At 42.1% G+C, this 21983-nt stretch carries 18 protein-coding genes and 2 pseudogenes; 9 read left to right on the top strand and 11 right to left on the bottom strand.

Features of this window, described 5'->3' with window-relative positions; translation table 11 throughout:
• The first annotated feature begins 249 nt into the window (after positions 1-249).
• The gene (locus QL919_RS08180; protein ID WP_290189067.1) at positions 250-1056 is read left to right on the top strand and encodes an enoyl-ACP reductase; all 807 of its coding nucleotides are present in this window, start codon (positions 250-252) and stop codon (positions 1054-1056) included.
• A gap of 142 nt (positions 1057-1198) precedes the next feature.
• On the opposite strand, the gene tnpB is transcribed toward QL919_RS08180, so the two are convergent.
• Positions 1199-2350 carry an IS200/IS605 family element RNA-guided endonuclease TnpB gene (gene tnpB / locus QL919_RS08175; RefSeq protein ID WP_290189066.1) on the bottom strand — a complete coding sequence of 384 codons (1152 nt, stop codon included), beginning with the start codon at positions 2348-2350 and terminating at the stop codon, positions 1199-1201.
• Between the two features lie 162 nt (positions 2351-2512).
• Between tnpB and QL919_RS08170 the strand changes: the two genes are divergently transcribed.
• Positions 2513-3208, top strand: coding sequence for a YoaK family protein (locus QL919_RS08170; RefSeq protein ID WP_290189065.1), 696 nt, complete (start codon positions 2513-2515; stop codon positions 3206-3208).
• Between the two features lie 49 nt (positions 3209-3257).
• Here the strand turns inward: QL919_RS08170 and QL919_RS08165 are convergent, their stop codons facing one another.
• Positions 3258-3422 carry a hypothetical protein gene (locus QL919_RS08165; protein WP_290189064.1) on the bottom strand — a complete coding sequence of 55 codons (165 nt, stop codon included), beginning with the start codon at positions 3420-3422 and terminating at the stop codon, positions 3258-3260.
• Positions 3423-3883: 461 nt separating this feature from the next.
• Between QL919_RS08165 and QL919_RS08160 the strand changes: the two genes are divergently transcribed.
• The 5 genes from QL919_RS08160 (at position 3884) to hrpA (ending at position 11733) form a co-directional block, all read left to right on the top strand.
• On the top strand, positions 3884-5305 hold the full coding sequence (locus QL919_RS08160) for a DASS family sodium-coupled anion symporter (RefSeq protein ID WP_290189063.1): 1422 nt from the start codon (positions 3884-3886) through the stop codon (positions 5303-5305).
• 121 nt (positions 5306-5426) lie between these two features.
• On the top strand, positions 5427-6215 hold the full coding sequence (locus QL919_RS08155; RefSeq protein WP_290189062.1) for a metallophosphoesterase family protein: 789 nt from the start codon (positions 5427-5429) through the stop codon (positions 6213-6215).
• A gap of 90 nt (positions 6216-6305) precedes the next feature.
• On the top strand, positions 6306-6719 hold the full coding sequence (locus QL919_RS08150; RefSeq protein ID WP_290189061.1) for a DUF1543 domain-containing protein: 414 nt from the start codon (positions 6306-6308) through the stop codon (positions 6717-6719).
• Between the two features lie 181 nt (positions 6720-6900).
• Positions 6901-7218, top strand: coding sequence for a hypothetical protein (locus tag QL919_RS08145; RefSeq protein WP_290189060.1), 318 nt, complete (start codon positions 6901-6903; stop codon positions 7216-7218).
• A gap of 231 nt (positions 7219-7449) precedes the next feature.
• Positions 7450-11733 carry an ATP-dependent RNA helicase HrpA gene (hrpA, locus tag QL919_RS08140; RefSeq protein ID WP_290189059.1) on the top strand — a complete coding sequence of 1428 codons (4284 nt, stop codon included), beginning with the start codon at positions 7450-7452 and terminating at the stop codon, positions 11731-11733.
• 103 nt (positions 11734-11836) lie between these two features.
• Here the strand turns inward: hrpA and QL919_RS08135 are convergent, their stop codons facing one another.
• Positions 11837-13249 (bottom strand): aspartate ammonia-lyase, encoded by a 1413-nt coding sequence (locus tag QL919_RS08135; RefSeq protein WP_290189058.1) that lies wholly within the window; start codon positions 13247-13249, stop codon positions 11837-11839.
• Positions 13250-13571: 322 nt separating this feature from the next.
• On the bottom strand, positions 13572-13901 hold the full coding sequence (locus QL919_RS08130) for a hypothetical protein (protein WP_290189057.1): 330 nt from the start codon (positions 13899-13901) through the stop codon (positions 13572-13574).
• Between the two features lie 291 nt (positions 13902-14192).
• On the opposite strand from QL919_RS08130, the gene QL919_RS08125 reads away from it, so the two are divergent.
• Positions 14193-14792 (top strand): class I SAM-dependent methyltransferase, encoded by a 600-nt coding sequence (locus QL919_RS08125; RefSeq protein ID WP_290189056.1) that lies wholly within the window; start codon positions 14193-14195, stop codon positions 14790-14792.
• 27 nt (positions 14793-14819) lie between these two features.
• Here QL919_RS08125 and QL919_RS08120 read toward each other — a convergent pair whose 3' ends face one another.
• Positions 14820-15608, bottom strand: a complete 789-nt coding sequence (locus QL919_RS08120) for a DUF2071 domain-containing protein (protein ID WP_290189055.1) — start codon at positions 15606-15608, stop codon at positions 14820-14822.
• A gap of 121 nt (positions 15609-15729) precedes the next feature.
• Positions 15730-16587 (bottom strand): AraC family transcriptional regulator, encoded by an 858-nt coding sequence (locus tag QL919_RS08115; RefSeq protein ID WP_290189054.1) that lies wholly within the window; start codon positions 16585-16587, stop codon positions 15730-15732.
• Between the two features lie 189 nt (positions 16588-16776).
• Between QL919_RS08115 and QL919_RS08110 the strand changes: the two genes are divergently transcribed.
• Positions 16777-17190 (top strand): organic hydroperoxide resistance protein, encoded by a 414-nt coding sequence (locus QL919_RS08110; protein WP_290189053.1) that lies wholly within the window; start codon positions 16777-16779, stop codon positions 17188-17190.
• Positions 17191-17449: 259 nt separating this feature from the next.
• On the opposite strand, the gene QL919_RS08105 is transcribed toward QL919_RS08110, so the two are convergent.
• From QL919_RS08105 to QL919_RS08085, 5 genes and pseudogenes are all read right to left on the bottom strand, one after another.
• Entirely contained in the window at positions 17450-17827 is a 378-nt protein-coding gene (locus QL919_RS08105; RefSeq protein ID WP_290189052.1) for an MliC family protein, read from the bottom strand.
• 158 nt (positions 17828-17985) lie between these two features.
• A complete protein-coding gene (locus QL919_RS08100) occupies positions 17986-18732 on the bottom strand; it encodes a DMT family transporter (RefSeq protein WP_290189051.1) in 747 nt (248 codons plus the stop codon).
• Positions 18733-19533: 801 nt separating this feature from the next.
• Positions 19534-21219: a cell envelope integrity protein CreD gene (gene creD, locus QL919_RS08095; RefSeq protein WP_290189050.1), complete on the bottom strand. Its 1686-nt coding sequence runs from the start codon at positions 21217-21219 to the stop codon at positions 19534-19536.
• Between the two features lie 162 nt (positions 21220-21381).
• Positions 21382-21738: pseudogene (locus tag QL919_RS08090) on the bottom strand (YqhA family protein); the annotation flags it as partial.
• A gap of 33 nt (positions 21739-21771) precedes the next feature.
• Positions 21772-21983: pseudogene (locus tag QL919_RS08085) on the bottom strand (IS982 family transposase); the annotation flags it as partial.

The following is a 21983-nucleotide window of genomic DNA, read 5'->3' as shown; positions in this document are numbered from 1 at the left end:
GGTTGGCAGTTAGTTGTTTTATCAGAATTGGGTGCTATTATTAGACAAAGTTACAAACCAAAAGAGTGGAAGTAAATACAGTTTACGACTGTTTACTTAAATCAATTCATGTATAATGGGCTATCTTCAAATTTGAATGTTATTTCGCTATTTTTAGCCAAGTTTTTAAAATAAGAACACACCTTACATAACTTATTATTTGAATGACCACTTATCTAAATGACCTCGATCGACTTAAAAGGAAATATTATGCTATTGCAAGGACAACGATTCGTCGTAACTGGCATCGCAAGCAAATTATCTATCGCCTGGGCTATCGCAGAAGCGTTACATCGTGAAGGCGCATCATTGATTCTGACTTACCCTAACGACAAAATAAAAAAACGCGTCGATATGGCAGCAGAGAAATTTGAGGCAGATTTGGTACTAGAGTGTGATGTGGCATCGGATGAGTCTATCGCTGCTTGTTTTGAGCAAGTCAGTAATCATTGGGGCGACGGTATTGATGGTGTTGTCCATGCGATTGGCTTTGCGCCGATGGATCAGCTGGATGGAGATTTTGTCAGCGCTACCACTCGTGAAGGTAGTCATATCGCACATGATATCTCAAGCTATAGCTTTGTGGCATTGGCCAAAGAAGCACGCGAGCTGTTGGCTATGCGTCACGGCTCGATGTTGACACTGACTTATGAAGGCAGTATTTCAGTATTACCAAACTATAATGTCATGGGTATGGCAAAGGCGAGTCTAGAAGCCAGTGTTCGCTATTTGGCCACCTCTATGGGCGGTGAGGGTATTCGTGTCAATGCTATTTCGGCAGGTCCTATCCGTACCCTTGCAGCCAGCGGTATCAAATCATTTCGTAAGATGCTCGATATCAGCGAAAAGATAGCGCCGTTACAGCGCAATATCACTCAAACAGAAGTAGGTAATGCAGCCTTATTTTTACTATCACCGTGGGCGTCTGGGATTACTGGAGAGATTATGTTCGTCGATGCAGGTTTTAATACCGTTGCCATCAGTGAGCAGCTCATGATGATTGATGAACAAAAATAGTTATTTGTTATAACCAGGACTTGTTAACAATGATATGCAGAATCACTCTACCATGAACTACCGACCACCTAAAGAGGTGGCGGTTTCTTAGGTAATACCCATACTTGATACGATGTTTTGTATCAGCGGTTAGGCAAATGGACTAAGCTAACCCCGTCGCACCGACGGTTTTGATTGTTGCCAACTTCAATCCTTCGTTGAGGATATTGATACTGGCGTTGATGTCTCTATCGTTGGATTGCAAGCAGCTGGGGCAATTCCATGATCTCACCTGTAATGGTAGCTCAGCCTTAGTCAGTAAGTGACCACAGCCTGAGCAGGTCTTAGAAGATGGATACCATCTATCAACCTTGATTAGCGCTTTACCGTACCATTCAGCCTTGTAGTTCAGCATGGTGGTGAAGGTTGACCATGAGCTGTCTGATATGGCTTTAGATAACTTTCTATTCTTAACCATGCCTTTGACGTTTAAGTCCTCTATCGCAATCACATCGTGGTTTTTGATGAGATTGAATGAGAGTTTGTGTAGAAAGTCTTTTCGGATATTGGTTATTTTTTCATATACCTTAGCGACTTTAACTTTTTGATTTTGATAGTTGCGGCTCTCTGACAGCTTGCGTTGATTCGCTTTAGCAACGGCTCTACGCTTGGCCAGTATTTTCTGTTCTCGCGCAAGCTTATGTTGCAGCTTAGATAGAAACTTAGGATTAGCAACTTTGCTGCCGTCCGATAAGACGATAAAGTCAGTCAGTCCTAAATCAATGCCTATTCTTGAGTGAGTTTTTAGCAACGGCTCTACGATAGTTTCAACCAATAGGCTGACAAAATATTTTCCTGTAGGATCTTTACTGACCGTGGCGCTCTTAATCAAACCTTTTATCTTGGCTGGAAACTTGGCTTTGATATGACCAATCTTAGGCAGCTTAACGGTGCTGTCTGTGATCGCTACTGTGCCTTTTTGGTTATTGGTGGTGTAGCTGTCACGATGGCCTTTTTTCTTGAACTTAGGAAAGCCAAAACCGCCTTTGAAGAATTTACTATAAGCGGCTCTTAGGTTCTGCTGCACATTCGCCAGTGCCAGGCTATCGACTTCTTTGAGCCAATCAAACTCTTTCTTATAGTGAGCAGGAGTATTTTTAAGCTCGGTCTTATGCTCGTTGTAATGCTCAATCTTGTCACTAAGCATCCTATTCCAGATAAAGCGTGTACAGCCGAATGATTTGGCAAAGAATATTTGCTGTTCTTCATTGGGGTATAATCTTACTTTATGGGCTTTTAGGATTTGTTTTGGCATGAAGCTATTGTACCATATCAAAAGTCTGACGCATTCATCCCTCTACTTTAGAGGTAGGGGAATTCTGCGCTGAAAATGTTAAAACAGACAGAAGGCAGCCAATCGGTTGCCTTTTTTGGTTATACTATGAGCTTTTTTCTGATAAGCCTGTAGGCAGCAGATATGATAACCAAGTTACCTAAGTGGATATTGTGGGGCGGCGCGGTACTGGCGTTTAGTGCCGGCTGTGTCAATACAGCAGCGTTAATGGGGTTTGCCAATTTGTCAGTGTCGCATGTCACTGGTAATGTCAGCTTGTTTGCCGCTGCAATAGCCTATATGGATGCTCGCAGCATCTTGTATGTGGGTGCGCTACTGTTGTCCTTTTTGGCAGGAGCAGTATTAAGTGGGTATGTTATTGGTCAAGCCTCATTAAAGTTAGGTCGGCGTTATGGACGTGCGCTATATATCGAGGCGGCACTACTCATGGCCAGCTATTGGCTGTATCAGCAGCATGATTATTTGGGACAGTTAGCAGCAGCAATGGCATGCGGATTGCAAAATGCCATGGTGGCAACTTATAGTGGCGCTGTCATTCGTACGACCCATTTGACGGGACTGACATCAGACATGGGAGCTGCCATTGGTAACTGGCTAGCAGGACGTTCAATAAGCAAACCCACGCTAGGCTTTCAAGCAATTATTTGGTATTGTTTTTGTGGGGGCAGTGCAGTGGGTGCCTTCTTGTTTGCCAAAGTCGGTTACGACGCTTTGTTTGTACCCATCACTATCGTTTTAGGCGCAGCCTTTGTATATAACTATGTCTCCGACCGTTTACCAGAAAAAAGAGTACCCAGACGAAAAAGGCACTCATCATAATGATAAGTGCCTCTTTTATGTTAATTTCAGCCAATCATAAAGTGGCTACTTATTTTTCACCTTCTTCTTTATGGTCTTCATGTTCATGCATACCTTGCATCATATCAAGTGCAGAGTCATCAGTGCGCTGCTGATCTTTTTTGGCCAAACCATCTTGGTTGATATCTTTTGGTGCCATTTTAGTGGTTGAGTCAGTCTTGTTTGCGTCTGTCATAAGGTGCTCCTAATGGTTTTTATTGGTTCTTAGTATCGATTTTAATATGAATTTATAGCTTCAAATTTTGAGTATTTATTGATATTTAGTGCTTTAACTCACCTATTTAGTATGGGATAGCACCGTTCTGTTGTACAGATACAGTGTACGCTTGTTTAGTGACGATGTGTAACCAGAGCTCACAATGTTTGCTGCTCAACAAATCGATGTCCTATTTATAAGTGCGCTCTACGCGTAAAGCATACGGCTATAAGTTTTTATTTTGCTAAGTAATTGAGTTTAAAGCGTTCTTATAACTATGGCTTGGCATAAGCGAACCAAGGGTTTTGCTAAGCAATTTTTTTGTTATATATCTGCTATGATGGCGATGTAAAGTAGTCATAACGCTACCGTTATGACTACTTTACGTCTTTATATTTAGGGTCTTTTTTCCACTGTCTTTGGGGCAATAAGGACATTATATGTCAACGCAAAAACTAGACAGCCATCTTCCTGATGATGGCAATGAGTATTTATTTACCGACACCTTTCCGAAGGGTACTGGTAAAGGGCTGATAGTCGTCGCCATTGCGGCGATTATCGCTGTAATCATCTACAATGTATTACCGTTTGATATCAATGCCAATAAAGGTTTGGCGCTGCTATTCTTTATCGGCGTGTTATGGCTAACAGAGGCGATACACGTTACCATTACTGCGCTACTGGTCGTTGTGGTTGGTGCACTGGTTGGCATACCAGAATTCGATGCCAAAATCGGCTTACAGAGTTTTGCTAGCCCAATTATTTACCTGTTCTTTGGTGGTTTTGCCTTAGCAGCAGCTCTGCATGTACAGCAATTGGATAGAAAAATTGCGCTAAAAATACTGTCAATGTCTGGAGGTAATCTTGGCACGGCAGTTTTTCTAATATTTGGTGTGACTGCCTTTTTATCCATGTGGATATCCAATACTGCTACGGCCGCGATGATGTTGCCACTGGCACTTGGTATTTTGACGCAAGTAGACCGTGAGAAGGATCGCGGTACGTTTGTGTTTGTATTATTGGGTATCGCTTATTCTGCCAGTTTGGGTGGTCTGGGTACGATTGTTGGCTCACCGCCTAACGCAATCGCTGCTAAAGCGCTAGACATCGCTTTTGTCGATTGGATGAAATTTGGTGTGCCGATGATGTTGGTGTTATTACCATTATTATTGGGAGCGATGTATGTATTTCTTAAACCCAATCTTAATCGTAAAGTCACTGTGTCACAAGAAGCACCTATTGAATGGAACAAACCTCGTGTATTGACGATTATTGTCTTTATCATCACTGCATTGAGCTGGATATTTTCCAAAAAAATCGGCGCTGCACTGAATATTACTGATACCGACTCTATCGTTGCTTTATCAGCAGCAGCAGCAGTGGTTAGTCTAGGTTTGGTGTCATGGAAGCAAGTCTCAGACAACACTGACTGGGGCGTACTGATGCTGTTTGGTGGCGGTATCGCACTATCAACGGTGTTGAAGGTGTCAGGCGCCTCATTAGTACTGGGCGAGACGGTGGCCAATGCGCTGTCTTCTGCACCGCTTATCTTAGTGATGATTGCCGTATCAGCATTTATCATCTTTTTGACAGAATTTGCCTCTAATACAGCATCAGCAGCCTTATTAGTGCCAGTATTTGCTGCCATTGCTGAGCAGATGGGCTTGCCACATGAAGTATTGGTACTGGTTATCGGTATTGGTGCATCTTGTGCCTTTATGCTACCAGTTGCGACACCGCCGAATGCGATTGTCTTTGGTACAGGGCTGATTAAGCAGTCAGAGATGATTCGTACTGGGGTGATACTCAATATTATTTCAACTTTGGTTATTGGCCTGTGGGCTTACTTTTTCTTAATCTAGTTTAAGCCATTACTTGTTAGTCTGGATGAAACCCGATATTTAAGCTTAAATATCGGGTTTTTTGTTCCCTTTTATTCTTAGTCGGTGTATAACATAGTGATTTGTGAGGAAGAAAAACAGGATGGCGCACTCTAATAATAAGCAATTCAATACTATTGCGGCTATCTCAGACATTCACAGTAATTTCTTTGCACTTGAAGCTGTGCTTACTGATATCAAACATCGAGATATTGGTCAAATTGTTAATCTCGGCGATATTCTCTATGGGCCGATTGCACCTAATGCTACGTATGAGCTGTTAACGAAATATCAAGACGATATTATTACTATCCGTGGTAATCAAGATAGACAGATTTATGAGGCCACGACAGTAGAAATTAAGGGTAATGCTACGCTGGCTTTCATTATCAAAGATTTGCCTGAAATGGCGGTAAGATGGATGCAGAACTTGCCTTTTGATTGTCATTTGAATGACGATATATATCTGTGCCATGGGTCACCAACCGACGACATGGTATATCTATTAGAAAATATTGAAACAGGGCAGCCGACGCTGCGTAATAACGTAGATGTTTTAGCGTTGCTCAAGGGTATCGACAGTCCAGTTATCGTATGTGGCCATACTCATATTCCACGTACAGTGATGCTATCGACAGGACAAATTGTTATTAATACGGGTAGCGTTGGCTATCCCGCTTATAAAGATGATTTACCTATCGTGCATAAAATGCAGACTTATTCGCCCCATGCCAGCTACGCCCTTATTAAATGTGTTGAAAATAAAAAAGGTAAACAGTGGCAAACTGAGCATATTAGAGTGCCTTACGATTATGAAGCAGCGGCTAAATTGGCTTTAGCAAATGGTCGTGAAGATTGGGCGTTTGCATTAAGGACAGGGCGAGTATTGTAACTGTAAAATGGTCGAAGATTCTTTAGTGTAAGCTGATAATATTCATTAGACTAACCATAAGTTTTATATACCTAATAAGGACTGCTTAAAATGCTAACACTGTTTATGGTGCAACTTGGTGGTCGCCCTAAAGGTCGTTTGATTGAGCAGCACGATATTTTTTTTGGCGTGGCAAAGCAGGTGAGTGAGCTGATAGACGATATCAATCATCATTGGCCGGAAGTCAAAAATAAATGGCATATTGACTCGTACCGAGCCATTAGCAAAGTCGATAATTATAGTATCAAATTGGTTGAGTCAAGCAATCAAGTAGAAAGTGCTAACGGTTTCAAATTGTTTTTTATCAATTTAGGTGGCTATCAACAGGGCAGTTTTGAGGAGTTTCATCACAAGCTACTTATCGTTGCTGCTACTCAAACGGATGCCATTAAACAAGCCAAACAAAGTCAATTTTACAAACAGTTCACTTATAAAGATAAAGATTCACCTTTCAACGCCGCCTAGCATATCGATGATAAGTTTGAAGTAGATATCGATGATATTTATAACGTCAACGACCTTATTTCAAACGTACAGATTTTAATTGAACCTATTACTCATGATAACCATGAGCTTGCAAATGCTGAAGATGATAAAGAGTACGTTGGTTATCTCAGTATTAAAAACTTAAGAAGGTTGATCTAATATGGCTCTAAATATGTATTTTAAGAACGGCATGATTCGCAAAACGCGCTGCCAAATTCCCGATGACCTAGTGCCGACCCTTTATCAGGTTCATGATAATGCTAGTTTTCCGAAATTAACTTGGCTGATTGATAATCTCCATGATGATCCGCAAATTGGGCCGGACATTGCTCGCGCATTAGCAGATGAGATGGTCGCGTTTGAGCGTTTAATTCTCTCGCTACAGCTACCTTTTCCTAGAGTGCCATTGCAAAAGATGCAGACTTTCTTTACTGGAGCAGTTACCAACCAACAGACTATTTATACTAGTAGCGATTAAATTTACTTTCTAGCTGTTTTTATAGTTTCAAGGAGTGTTGGATAACTCTTAAATAGGCACTGCTGCACAAATTTAACGATACCACTGATGAGTTCGCAGGATTCCTCAGTCAAGATTATGAATAAGTAAAAGACTTTGCAGTTGCGAAGCAAACACTATAACCACCTTGAATCACACCCAGACTACCTCCATAATCTAACTACTTTCAAATAATAAACAGCCTAAGTGAATATGCCCAATACTTCTAAGAATGTCACAGAAATACCTACTGAAAACACAGCTAGCGAAACAAATAATTCTATAAGCCTAAATAACGAAAATTCAAATATCGCAGTAAACAGTGATAAAGTGTCTTTTCAAGCTGATATTGCTGCTGATTTGCCAGTGCTGGCAAAAGACAGCTACTATTTAAGTCGCTTAGAGCGTGAGCTGGCGCGTGCTGCTGTTGCTAAGAATAAGAAAACCAGTAGCGATTCTGATAATAAAGCAGTTGATGAACTAGCTAAAAAACGTGCGCAGTATGACAAAATTAAAGCCCGCTCACAGCAAGCGGTGAAGGCACGTATGGAGAGCATCCCAGAGCACTTGGCAGAGAAACTTAATCTCGATTTGCCAGTAAGCCAACGTGCTGACGACTTGATTCAGGCTATTATTGATAATCAGGTTATTATCGTCGCAGGTGAGACGGGTTCTGGTAAGACTACCCAATTGCCGAAATTGGCAATGCTGGCAGGGCGCGGTATTACTGGACAGATAGGGCATACCCAGCCAAGGCGACTAGCGGCTAGAAGTGTGGCAAACCGTATCGCTGAAGAATTGGGCGAGCAGCTTGGCAATACTGTCAGTTTTAAAATTCGTTTTAATGAGCAAGGGTCAGCGCAATCAGTTGTTAAGCTCATGACCGATGGTATCTTATTGGCTGAATTGGGTCATGATCGATTTTTAAGTAAATACGACACCATTATTATTGATGAAGCGCATGAGCGTAGCTTAAACATTGATTTTATTATGGGTTATCTAAAAAAACTACTGCCCAAACGCCCCGATTTAAAAGTCATTATTACCTCAGCGACGCTTGATACCAAACGCTTTAGCGAATACTTTAGCCGTTATGATAATAAGCTCAAGCGTAACGTCCCTGCGCCAATTTTTAATGTTGAAGGCCGTAGTTTTCCAGTAGAAGTTCGTTATCGTCCGCTCACTGATGAGCCGGTGAATAGCTCGGATGATGACAGCTACGACGACTTTGAAGAGAATCTACCGCGTGCGGTGGTTGCCGCAGTTGAAGAATGCTTTAGCGATGCACAAAATAAAGGTCATGCTGACCAAGCGGATATCTTAATATTTGCCGCCACTGAAGCAGAGATTCGTGAGCTCCAAGACGTGCTTGAACGTCATGGACCCAAGCATACCGAAGTACTGCCACTATTTGCACGGCAGACTTATGAAGAGCAGCAGCGTATTTTTCAACCCTCAGGTCGCGGTCGGCGTATCGTTATTGCCACCAACGTTGCTGAGACTGCATTGACTGTACCCGGCATTCGTTATGTCATTGACTTAGGCTTTGCGCGCATTTCGCGTTATTCTTATCGCTCACGCGTACAGCGTCTACCGATTGAAGCCATCTCGCAAGCCGCTGCCAATCAGCGTAAAGGGCGTTGCGGTCGTGTCGCGCCAGGTGTTTGTATTCGTCTGTATAGTGAAGAGGACTTCACTGGTCGTCCTGAATTTACGGAACCTGAAATTTTACGTACTAACTTGGCGTCAGTTATTTTACAGATGGCCAACCTGCGCTTAGGTAGTGTGGATGATTTTGCCTTTATTGAACCACCTGATAGCCGCTTGGTCACTGATGGGCATAAATTGCTCGATGAGTTAGGGGCGATTACGTCTAAAGATCAAGCAACTTCTACTAAGCAAAGCAACAAGCCAAAACCAAAAAAAGGTCTCGATCATCTACGTCTGACACCTACTGGTCAAAAGATGGCACGTATGCCGATCGATCCAAGGCTGGCGCGTATGCTGGTTGCTGGTTCTGACTTTGATTGTATTCGAGAAATGCTTATCGTTGTGGCAGCGCTTGCCGTACAAGATCCGCGTGAACGTCCAGCCAATAAACGTCAGCAAGCCGATCAAAAGCATGCGGAGTTTCGTCAAGATGATTCCGACTTTTTATTCTATTTAAGTCTGTGGAAAGCACTGTTTGAAAAAGATGAAGACGGCAATAAGCTGTCTGGTAATCAGCGTAAGAATTTTACCAAGAAAAACTATCTGAGCTTCCCGCGTGTCCGTGAATGGAACCAAACCCATCGCCAGCTGGTACAAATGGTGACCGAGCTTAAGCTGACGGATGTGAAAGATGCTGATAAAGGTAGTGCTAAAAATGCTTCGTTAGAGAGTGTTACGAGCGACCCTACCGCGATTGAAGATGAAGAACTTAAAGCGGTTAAATATGCCAATTTACATCGCGCATTATTAACAGGCTTGTTGTCTACGATTGCGCATAAGACCGAAAATCGTGGTGAGTATCTTGCTGCGCGCCAGCAAAAAGCCAAAATATTCCCAGCCAGTACGGTGTTCAAACAAGTACCGCCTTGGGTCATGGCTTTTGAAGTGGTTGAAACCTCGCAAGTCTTTATGCGCACCGTTGCCAAAATTGAGCCGGAATGGATTATCTCAGCGGCAGGTGACTTATTAAAATATCACTACTTTGAGCCGCATTGGTCGAAGAAGACGGGGCGAGTTAAAGCCTATGCGCAGATTAGCTTGTTTGGGCTGATTATTATTAGTAAGCAGCTGACCAACTATGAGCAAGTGAACTTGGCTGAATCGCGGGAAATTTTTATCCGTGATGGTTTGGTCACAGGTAACTTTGGTCGGCAAGCGCCATTTTTACAGCATAATATGGATAAAATCGCTGATATTGAACGCATTGAAGACAAATTGCGTCGCCGTGATTTATTGGTTGATGAAGAAGCGCTGTATCAGTTTTATGAGAAAAAAATCCCCGAACATATTGCTAGCCGTAAAGCTTTTGAAGATTGGCGTGCAGAGGTAGAAAAGAATGATAGCAAATATCTATTCTTTACCGATGATGACGTGCTTAATAGCCAAGCGCCAATGACAGGCGATTTCCCAGAAGTGTGGCAGTTGGGCGATTTAAAATTACCGCTACGCTATGTCTTTGATCCATCAAGCGATGATGATGGTGTGACTATTCGCGTACCACTGGTGGCGCTACCGCAGCTCGATGCGATTGAGCTATTGTGGGGCGTACCCGGTTGGCGTTATGAGCTGGTATTGCAATTGCTCAAGTCATTGCCGAAAGATATCCGCCGCCAAATTGTACCGATTCCCGACACTGCCGATAGCTTGTTCGATGAATTGCAGCCAGAGGGCGGACAAGGGTTGCTTAAACAGCTCTGCCAAGCGCTAAATCGTCGCGGCATTATGTCAGTGACGCCTGATAAGTTTGATCCTTCTAGCATTGATCGTTATTTGCAGCCGCAAATCTGCGTTGTTGATGACAAAAAACGCATTATCGAAAAAGGCCGTGACCTGCAAACGCTACAAATTCGCCACGCTCAAGAGACCCGCCAAGCGGTGAATGAGCAGCAAGGCGCGCACACCGAATTCCCTGAGCACTTTGCTTTTAGCAAAAACCATCATAGCGCAGGCGTGGTGATGAAGCAGTTTGCTGCGCTAGTAGCAGACGCGTCAGGTGAGGCGGTATCGATTCATCAATACACCGATGTAAATGCTGCATTGCAGGCACACCGTATCGGGGTCTTGACATTAATCAAAGGTAAGCTTGGCGCCAAGAAAAAACAGCTGACCAGCCAAGTCGATAAGATATTTAAATTGGCCTTTGCACCGCTGGGTGATATGGAAAAGTTAAAAACCATCATCATCGATGCCACACTAGATGCGGCACTTGAAGAGCATTATGTCTTATTCGATCATAGTGCCGATCTACCAGAGAGCGCTGATGATATCGCGGTTGGACTGAGCGAAGAGCTGCCGTTTACCCCTGAGGAGTATAGCCAAACGCTCGATGTGGTATTAAGCAACTTCTTATTGACGGGTCAAAGCGTTATAAAAACCCTCAAAAATGTTTATACGCGCTGGCAACGTATTCGTCAGAGTCTGCTGATGCTCGACCGTGAAGTGTTTGGCGAGTCCATCGATGATATCGAAGATCAGCTAGAGGATTTGTATCTGTCTGACTTTGTTTATCGGATGGATTATAGTCATTGGCAGCAGTATCCACGCTATTTAGAGGCACTGGAGATTCGTATCGAACGCCTTGAGCACAATCTTGATGCTGATCTCGATGGTGTCTATGCGTTGGATGTACACATGGAGCGATTGGGCAATCGCGCTAGCGATAAGGCTATTAGTGAATACCGCTGGATGGTGGAAGAATATCGCATTCAACTCTTTGCGCAACCGATGAAAACTCGTATGGCAGTATCACCTAAGCGCCTAAGTAAAATGTGGGATAAGGTGAGTTAAAAAATTGTAGGCTTGTTTTTATATAACGTAAATTCAACTTCATAAACCAAAAAAAAGCTGGGTTAGCAATCGCTAACCCAGCTTTTACTTTATAAAAAAATCATTAAGGTGCTAATTTAGCCTTTGGGTATACCATGTTGGCAGGAGACAACAGATTGTCTAAGGTTTCTTTGTCCATCAGTTTTTCTTCTAGCACGATGTCATAAACACTACCGCCTGTTTCTTGCGCTTTTCTCGCCACATAAGTAGACGAGTCATAACCAAGATGCGGGTTCAACGCCGTGACCAGACCGATATTATTGAAGACCTGAACACTACACATGTCATTGTTCATCATCAGACCGTCGATACAGCGGGTGGAAAACATCTCGCAAATATTGGCCATCATGCTCATACCAGTAAACAAGTTAAAGGCAATAACTGGCTCAAAGACGTTAAGCTGTAGCTGACCATTCTCTGATGCCATGACGATAGCGCTATCAATGCCCATCACATGAAAACAGGCTTGGTTGACCACTTCTGGAATCACAGGGTTTACTTTACCAGGCATGATTGAGCTACCAGGCTGCATTTCTGGTAGACGATATTGTGCCAATCCAGCGCGAGGACCAGAAGACTGTAAGCGTAAATCATGAGCGATTTTAGATAAGCGGGCAGCGAATAGACGTACGTTACCAGACAAAGCAACATAGGCACTGGTATCTTGCGTCGATTCAATCAAATCTTCAGCAATATAGTAAGGTCTGCCAGTTAGCTCGGATAAGGTTTCAGCAACTTCTTCAGAATAGCCAGCTGGTGCATTTAAACCGGTACCAATCGCTGTACCACCCATGTTAATCTCGTGAAATAGCGCACGACTAGATTCGATACGTGCCATCTCTTTTTTTATCATCGTTGCAAAAGCATTGAACTCCTGACCCGCCGTCATAGGTACAGCATCTTGTAAGTGCGTACGACCCATTTTTAAATGATCAGCGAATTCAATACTCTTATTAACCAAGCTTTGATGTAGCATGGCCATCTTATCTAACAGACGCGTGCAATAGTCGTCTAACGCCACGTTTAGAGCCGTTGGGTATGCATCATTGGTTGATTGTGAGAGGTTGACATGGTTGTTAGGATGCACATGCTGATATTGACCTTTCTCATAGCCCAAAATCTCCAACGCACGGTTGGCAATGACCTCGTTGACATTCATGTTGGTTGAAGTGCCGGCGCCGCCTTGGAACATATCGACAATGAACTGATCGTGATACTTGTCAGCGATTAAGTCATCACATGCTGCTACGATAGCGTCTTTAATAGTATCGTTTAGTACGCCTACTTTATTATTGGCAATGGCGGCGGCTTTTTTAACAGTGGCAAAAGCACGAATAAAGGTAGAGAACTGGTGTAGACGGACACCACTGACGGTGAAGTTTTCAAAAGCGCGTAACGTTTGAATACCGTAGTAAGCATCAGCGGGGACATCACGATGGCCGAGTAGGTCATATTCTTGGCGAGTAGCAGTAGTCATTCAATAAAACTCCTTCAATAAAGTGTCTGATTCAGATGTGAATAACCTTTGTCTTTATAAAAATGAACGGTATTTATACCACATATGTGAATCATTATGGACAACATTACAGAATATGCCTTTTATATCATTATTAATAATGAATATTTATTGCACTATATATAAACAAATAAAAATAATTGGTTATCATTGGTGGCGCTAAAACAGGTCAGACAGTGTTATTAACCAACAAGGGCAAAAGTAACCTTGTTATGCTACCTTTGCCCTAAGATATAATGATTTAACAAGCAAATGAATAAAAAAGACAGCTGCTTAGAGCAACTTAATGACTGATGTTTTCTGTTAGCACACCCATGCTGTACAGTATAAAAGCAATGATTGACAGTGCTACGATGAATGGAGTTAGGATCCAAATCACAATATTGATGAGCAATGATGATAATAGTCCATTAAACAGAATGGTGTTGGGTGCAAAAAAGTCCGTCATTACGTCAACTGCACGCTTCGCAATGGGAAATAGCAAGGTACTCAGTGCCAACATATAGATGTATTTGTTAAAACCTGGGTCACTGATCAGTACTGTGAAATAAAAGGCGATGAAATAGGTGATGCCTAATGCCCAGCATTTGAGAGTGTAGCTTAAACGAATCATAGTAGATTCTCCTCAAGTGTTCTTGCGATGAGACATGGAAAAACGAGCATGCTAATAGTTTTAAAATAATGAATATATACTATATGTTATATATTGAATATATGGTTAAAGTCAATCACTTTCTTATTTGAGTGGAAGTAAACATAGCCTAAGTTCAAATTTTAATAACTCTTTTGATTGATAATTTGGAAAATATATCTGAGAGGAGGTTCTGAAAGAAAAGTGTTCAGATAGCAGTTTTGAAAGAGCAACTTTGGGAAATAAACTTTAAAAGAATCATAAGGAACTATTATGTGGAATGAACGCTACAGTAATTCAGAATTTGTCTATGGTACCGAAGCAAATGAATTCCTAAAGGAACAGTTTCGGCAGATTCCAGCAGGCGGACGAGTGCTTTGTTTGGCAGAAGGCGAGGGTAGGAATGCGGTGTTTTTAGCTGAGCAAGGCTATCAAGTAACAGCGATAGATTTGTCTGATATTGGCTTGAATAAAGCCTTAAAGCTAGCTGCTGAAAAAGGGGTCGATATCCAAACGCAAGTTGCAGACTTGGCAGATTATGAGTTTGGCAATGAGCAGTGGGATGGTATTGTCTCTATTTGGGCGCATACGCCAGAGGCTACTCGTCAGCGTGTACATACACAGGTTGCGTCCGCTCTAAAGCCAAATGGCGCGTTCATTCTAGAGGCTTATACCTATGAGCAAACGACAATGGACAGTGTCGGTGGGCCGCCTGCCTCACAGCAGCAGATGCTTATGTCGCTGAGCCAATTACGCACAGAACTGGTAGCCCTCACAGAAACTGTCGGCGTTGAACAGCACCGCATGATATCTGAAGGGACAGGGCATCATGGTTTGAGTGCTGTCGTGCAGTTCGTTGGTAAGAAAAAATAACTCAGCAACTAGACTGTGGGTTAAGAGTTAGTCGATGACTTTTGGCGGTAAATATATGGTAAACCTATTTAAAGGCTCAATCAGTACGCTGTAAGGGTGATTTTGCTCTGCAGTGGTGACAATGCCTAAGTTTGATAATAGGGAAAATTTCGCAGAAATGAGAGAGGCTGGCTGTACGTCTAGTTTTTTATGCCAAACGCGATAAGTACCAAGCTTGCCATCACGGCGATGATAAAATCCTGCTAGCGGATGGGTCAGATAGACCAGCGCTGACTCAACATTAGGAAAACCAGGAAACGAAAAAGCCTCTTCTGAATGTTGTGCCAAAGAGACTGACGCCGCCGCCCATTTTGATTTCGCATCAACCGTATACTTAGTGTACCTGCCAGTGACTGCGTCAAACTGACAATCAAATGTCATTTTTGCGCTATACCAAGGCAGACTCCATAAATATCTTGGCACGGCTAGGGTCCAAGAGTCTAAAGTCGTGCCCAAAAACCATACACAACGTTCATCAGTCTCTGTATCTATAATATAGATGCGATAATTGGTCTGTCCCATCGTAAAAGATGGAAATGCATAAACAGCTGAGGTAAAGTCGACATCTATGAAAGGTACAACAGAAATCAGTCCTTTTTCCTCACCATCAATTATCACCGTATCGAGCCTGAATCTATCTGGAAATAGCCCCTCAAATCTGACTGCTGGTACGGCATAAGTAATGATAGAAAAGTGCTTCAGACCGCAGACAATGTCTATGCCTGTAGGTTCAGGTCTGTCATGTAAATAATCCTTAAACTGTCGTAATGGCTGCACGATAGTTCCTTATAAATATTGATTTATACCTGTTAATTGAGAGACGCTACTTGATCGACATCACTGTCAGTTTTGATAATACAGTGAATGCATCGTGCTATGGAGATAAATAGTGAGCGGGCTATTCACTTAGCTCCTTGCTAGGACTAACTCCAAATAGCCGTTTATACTCTCGGCTGAACTGACTGGGACTTTCATAGCCTACCTGCATGGCGATTTGCGATACCTGCAGGTCATTTGACTGTATCAGTCGTCGTGCTTCCATGAGTCGCAAACTCTTTTGATACTGTAGTGGACTTAACTGAGTAATCTCTTTGAAGTGATGATGAAACCCCGAGACACTCATACCGCAGCGACTGGCCAATTCTTCTATGATAATCAGTTCACTTAAATGGGATTTAATCCAATCGGTTGCTTGAGTGATGCGATGCGTGTGACTGCCGTTGACCACCAGTTGCCGCAGCTTGTAGCCTTGCTGTGCGGTGAGCAAACGGTAGTAAATCTCCTGCTGGATTAATAAAGAGAGAAACTCTATATCATTTGGATAATTGAGCAAGTCAATCAGCCGTTCAAACGCCATTAGTATGGCATCATCTAATTGCCACTTTATCCCTAAATGACCATTAGTATTCTGTTGTGTAGGCGGTATTTTTGCTAACACCTCACTAATCATCGCTAAGTTTAGCTTCATAGACAGGACGATGACAGGGTCTTCTATCGAAGCATTTCTGACATGCATATTTAAAGGAATATCGACTGGACAGAACATCAGATTGCTATTGTCAAACTTTTGGCAGTCTGTACCTAAGTAAATCTCGCGCTCGCCTTGTAAGACAATGCAAATACTTGGTTCTTGGATATAGCTGACGGCTTTGCTGGGTTTGTCCGCACAGTAGAAAAACAAACCTGGAATAGCAGATTCGATAGTTTTGTTTTTAGGCAATATTGAAAGTAGTTGCTCAATGATTGATTGATTCATTATGTTCGCTTATTTTGAATTGCTTGATAGCATGGATGTTTATAGGATTAGGCAAGAGTTTTGGAGTAATATTCTAACAGTTTATTTGGCATGCTCTTATACTAGCTCTATTGAGAGTTACCAAGCCTCATTGCTAGCAATAGCGAGTAAGACCCATAACCCATATAAGAGATAAATAAGGAATAAACAATGAAAATATTTTATAAAACTCGCGCAACCGCAACGGGTGGTCGTTCTGGACACACCGAACTTGATGACGGTTCATTAGGCTTTGATTTGGTATCTTTTCAAGAAGAAGGTAAAGAAGGCGTGAATCCAGAACAGCTTTTTGCGATGGGTTTTGCGGCTTGTTTTGACAGTGCTTTGAACTTGACCGCGCAACAAATGAAACTGCCAATCAACTCATCGAAAACCTCTGCTCAAGTCGGCATTGGTATGAAACCTGATGGCAGCTATAACTTAGATTTAGATATCTATGTCGAAGTATCTGGCATTGATGAAACGCAAGCGCAAGAATTAATTGAAGCTGCTCATAAAGTATGTCCTTACTCTAACGCCACGCGTGGTAACGTTGACGCACGCCTGCATGTGACCGTTGTTTAAGCATCGTTAGTGCTTCCATTAATATTTATAGGTGATATCTAAGAGCTATTTGATAGCTATAAAAAATATAAAAACAACATCACTTTTAATTGCTTGGGTACGCAGAGTACTCAAGCAATTTTTTATTTATTCAAAGTGTCATAACCTTAAGATTACGCATGGCTTATTAATGAAAAAAAAGAGCCAGTAGTTCGACTACTGGCTCTTTTACTATGGGTCGACTTTGGTTAAGAGTAAAGGTTTTACTCAAACCAATCTATTATAGTTGGCAATTAACTTGGTACTGTTGACCGTTGTCTGATGTAATAGTCATGATGCCATAATCAGCTTTAGTATGCCAATCATAAGTAGTCTTAGGGTTCACATTGTTTACATAGCGAGCGCCAGAACCTGATACAGCCTGTTCCATAGTGATTTTTGCGTCTTTTAAGCCCACTTTAGGTAGAGTAACGTTAGCGTTGACAGCTTGACCATTAGCAGTATATGCAGCAGTAATCATACCGTTGTCTTCACAAGTGAACGACTGAACCACTGGCTTAGCAGCGGTCGTTGGAGTTGGACCTGTAGTAGTTGGCGCGTTAGTCGCACAAGCGGCTAGTAGTACAGCGAAAGGGGCTACGGCTAATAATTTTTTCATAATATTCCTCAGTTTTGAAAGATGCATGAATGGTTAATTGATAAATAAACCATATTTTTTATTGTTCTAAAAACAAGAATGTATGATAGGACAGTTTTCGAATTGTCTTGTTACCTTTTCGATGACTGCACGTAACATTAAGTGAAAATAAATCACGGCTATATTTTTTTATTCATGAGAAACACCGTGACAGCACCCAAAATGACGGCACTAGCTATGATGAATGGTGCGCTTAAGGTTTCAGATAAAAATATCACACCCATGATAGCAGCAAGTACAGGAACACAAAGTTGTACGACCGCTGCTTGGGTATTTTTCAACAACGGCATTGCCATGTACCAAATACTGTAGCCCATTCCTGATGCAATCGCGCCTGACGCACAGGCCAGTAAAACCCCTGTTATAGATATATCATCTAAGTAAGCTAATGCAGCCAACAACAGTACCGGAATTGCCACCATACTTCTAATAAAGTTAAAACCGGTGGCTCGAAGTGGTGATATACAAGCTTTACCACGGATGCTATAAACACCCCAAGCAGCACCGCTAATAGCCATCAGTATCGCTGCTGATAACGAAGGCACTGCTGCTGAAGGCAACATCAAGTAGACAAACCCTGCCACTGCTACGATAAAAGCGATCCACTGCAGCGCACTCAGCTGCTCCTTTTTATAAATGCCCCAGCCAATCATGGTCAGCTGTACTGCCGAAAATAGAATCAGTGCGCCAGTACCTGTATCTAATTCTACATAAGCAATCGAAAAACACAGCGCATAAATGACGAGGCTGAGGCTACTTAGCCAACTACCCCTATCATTCATGATGGCATCATAAGAAACGGTTCCGTAAGTAATAGCATCTGGCGACGGCACTTGCTGTCGTAATCTATAGGCATGAATCGTCATGATAATACCTAAGCAGGCAGCAGCGCTCAGTAATCGAAGTATGGTAAAGCTCCATGCATCTATATGATCGTCAGCTAACGCCATTCTGCAAAAAAGTGAGTTCGCGGCAAATGCTATTAAAGCAATAATCGTATATAACGTGGCTTTCAAAATAATCCCTACAGTCGTTAAATTGGCTTTTTGAATAAATGGCAGTCGTAATGACAACGATAATAATAACGACAATGACTACGGCTTATCGCTTTAGCCCTATATCGTAATGACGATAGTATAGTGCAATACCAAAAAACCTGACTGACAAATTAAATGTAAACATACCCTATAAATAGATTCGATTGAAAAATGACGATGAAAGATGAGCTTATAGTGAACCGACTCTAATCAGGTGAATATAAAAAAGATACAGCGTGACTGATATAAACTTTTTATAGCCTCTGTCTGGGTAGGTACAGCAAGCAAGAAAAATTTGTAGCAGTCACGCATCATAATGTTGTGTGTCTATTTTATTTAGTATCGACTAGGATCTATTGAAAATTCAAATGTGGAACTGGCAGTAGCTATTTTTTAGACAATACGCAGTGAAGTTTTTGACGCCTAGTCATTCTAGGTTAGATAATTTCGCCATGTATTGGCAAAAAATAGCCCTGCCCTGAAAGGCTGATACTAAAATCACCCCAAACGTTGTTGTAAACCTAGCTAAGGTCTCGACATTATCGTCGGTTTACGCCTGATTTGATAAAAGGTTTGGGACGATTTTAGCAATCAGCAGTCCTGATTTCTGAATGTTCAACAGACCCTATATTAAGCAATCTTATACCAGTCGATTTTACGGGTCATGACCATCACGCAGGCTAGCAATACAAAGCAGAAGATAGCACCCAATAACAGGTTTAGGTCTTCTGTGGTCAAGATGCCATAAAAGGCGGCATACAGACTTCCCAATATAGCGGTAAATATGCCCGCTCGCTTGATACCATCTAATACATAATAAGTGTACCAACCAATCAATCCGACACAGGCGCTTGCAGCAACTGCATAGGCTTGCCAAAAGACGATTTGCTCGGCCAGCGGTAGCAACAAGACGTAAAAGCACAGCAGTGCACAACCGACCAATAAGTATTGGATAGGGTGAATACGGCTGGATTTGATCACCTCAAATAAGAAAAATGTACCGAACGACACCAAAATTAATAGCAGTGCGTACTTCATCGTGCGCTCTGTTTGTAAATACACGTCATTTGGCTCCGCGAAACTCACTCCAAAGCTACTTAAGCGCACATCTCGGTCGCTATTGGACACGATATTACCCTCTGCTGTGACAATGCCTTCTATTGCTGTGATAGCCTCATCATCTTGGTCAGCGCTATCGAGCACGGCGCTACTGGCTACCATACATTGGTTGTTGGCAGTGCTGACACACTTTGATAAATTTTGATTGTTAGCGACCGTTAGATATTGATTTTGCCATTTGGCCTCAAAGCCTTTTGAGGTGAATGTTTTAGCATTGGGCAAGGCTCTGCCAATAAAATTTGGGGCATGCCAATTGCTGCGCATAGATAGCTCAAAGTTTTGCCCCGTTGGCACGGTATTTAAGGTGCTAATACCTGAGAGAGGCAAGTCCACCACAATATCAAGCGCTTGATGACGACTATTATCTGATTGCTGACCGTCTAAGTCTTGATGGTTTGGGTTTTGGCTAATAGGCGTTTGTATGTTAGAACTTTGCGTATTTAGTGGTTCGCTATTCAGATTTTCAGCCACAAGGTTTGTTTTTTCTTGCTGGCTTGCGCTCGTTGTGGTTAATCGATTCAAAACATCGTTGGGCAACGATACTTCAACATAGCTTAAGCCATTAAGCATGGCACTCTGCGGATAGGTTGCTTTGATGGCTTGCTTGTCGATCGTTACTGTTGGTAAGGTTGCCACACCGCGCAAATCAGAAACTGGAATAATCAACTTAGCGTCATTCCAGTGTATATCGGTCTTTTCTGTTTTTGTGTTGCCATTGCCATTGGTACTATTGTTAGCTGTGCTAAGGATTTTTGAGTCGTTACTCACCGACTGGTTATCTGCTATTAAGCGTTGTAGGGTTTGATTTATGGTATAACTTTGATCGAATTTTAACGCGCCGTTATAGCTAGTGGCATGATAAATCCCTCGTCGATAGGTGTCCGTACTGACTTCAAGGTCTTGAGTGGCGCTAGTTTTATTAGCAAAGACCGTTAGCGTCGATGAATAAGCGGATTTGCATTTAGCGGCATCGGTATCGCCTACTATTGAGCATTCTGGCGTTATGGTGGTTGGAATAATGATGAAAGGGGTAATGACTTCTTGCGGATTGACGTGCTGCTGGGCGATTTCCTTCACCACTGATTGTGCATAATATTGTCGTTCAGCGATGACAGTGCGAAACATCATGAGCCCGACGACAAAAATAATGCAGAGCCCCACGATGATAGTCAATTTGGTGAATAGTGTTTTTTGCATAAGAGTGCCTCATATGAATCTTTATTCCAAAACTGTGCATATAACAGTCAGTAGGTTCAAAGAAGATCATAGAGGAGAGATAAAGAAAAAATATGTAAGAACGATGGAGAGTGTGTGGAAAAAATAAGCCTTAGTGTTTTCTGATATCAGTGCTTTCTGGCATCAGTGTTTTTTAGTATCACCAACCACTTTATCCATAATAGCAAACAATAAGCCAGACACTACGAAAGTCATATGAATGATGACTTTCCACATGAGCTTGTCCGCTTCACCATTACTCAATTCATTAGGAATGTCCATAAATGATTTTAAAAGATCAATTGCAGAAATAGCGACGATGGCACCAATGACTTTTAGTTTTAGACCAGAAAAATCTACTTTACCCATCCAACTAGGTCGATCAACGTGATCACCAGTGTCAATTTTTGAGACAAATATCTCATAACCACTAAATATGATAATTAATAATAAGCTGGCTACTAAGGAGAGGTCGACTAATACTAATATATTAACAATGACGTCTGATACAGAAGCGCTAAATACACCCCACTCTCAACTTGAAATAAGCAAATCAAACTGAAGAGGCGGGTTACCAAGTTTTTTGTTGAGTACAAAGCACAGATTGTGTGAAAGAATCTTACGAATCAATCGATGAGACAAATGCCATAAATCTCTTGCTCGTACCTTTTGTATATTAAATCGTTCTGATAGCTGACCAATGACTGTTTCAACGATACGGCGGGCTTTCATTAGCCGCCTTACCA

Origin of the sequence: Psychrobacter sp. APC 3426, assembly GCF_030408035.1 — a bacterium.
In the GTDB taxonomy this organism is placed as follows: Bacteria; Pseudomonadota; Gammaproteobacteria; order Pseudomonadales; family Moraxellaceae; genus Psychrobacter.
This window is presented reverse-complemented; position numbering and strand designations above follow the sequence as displayed.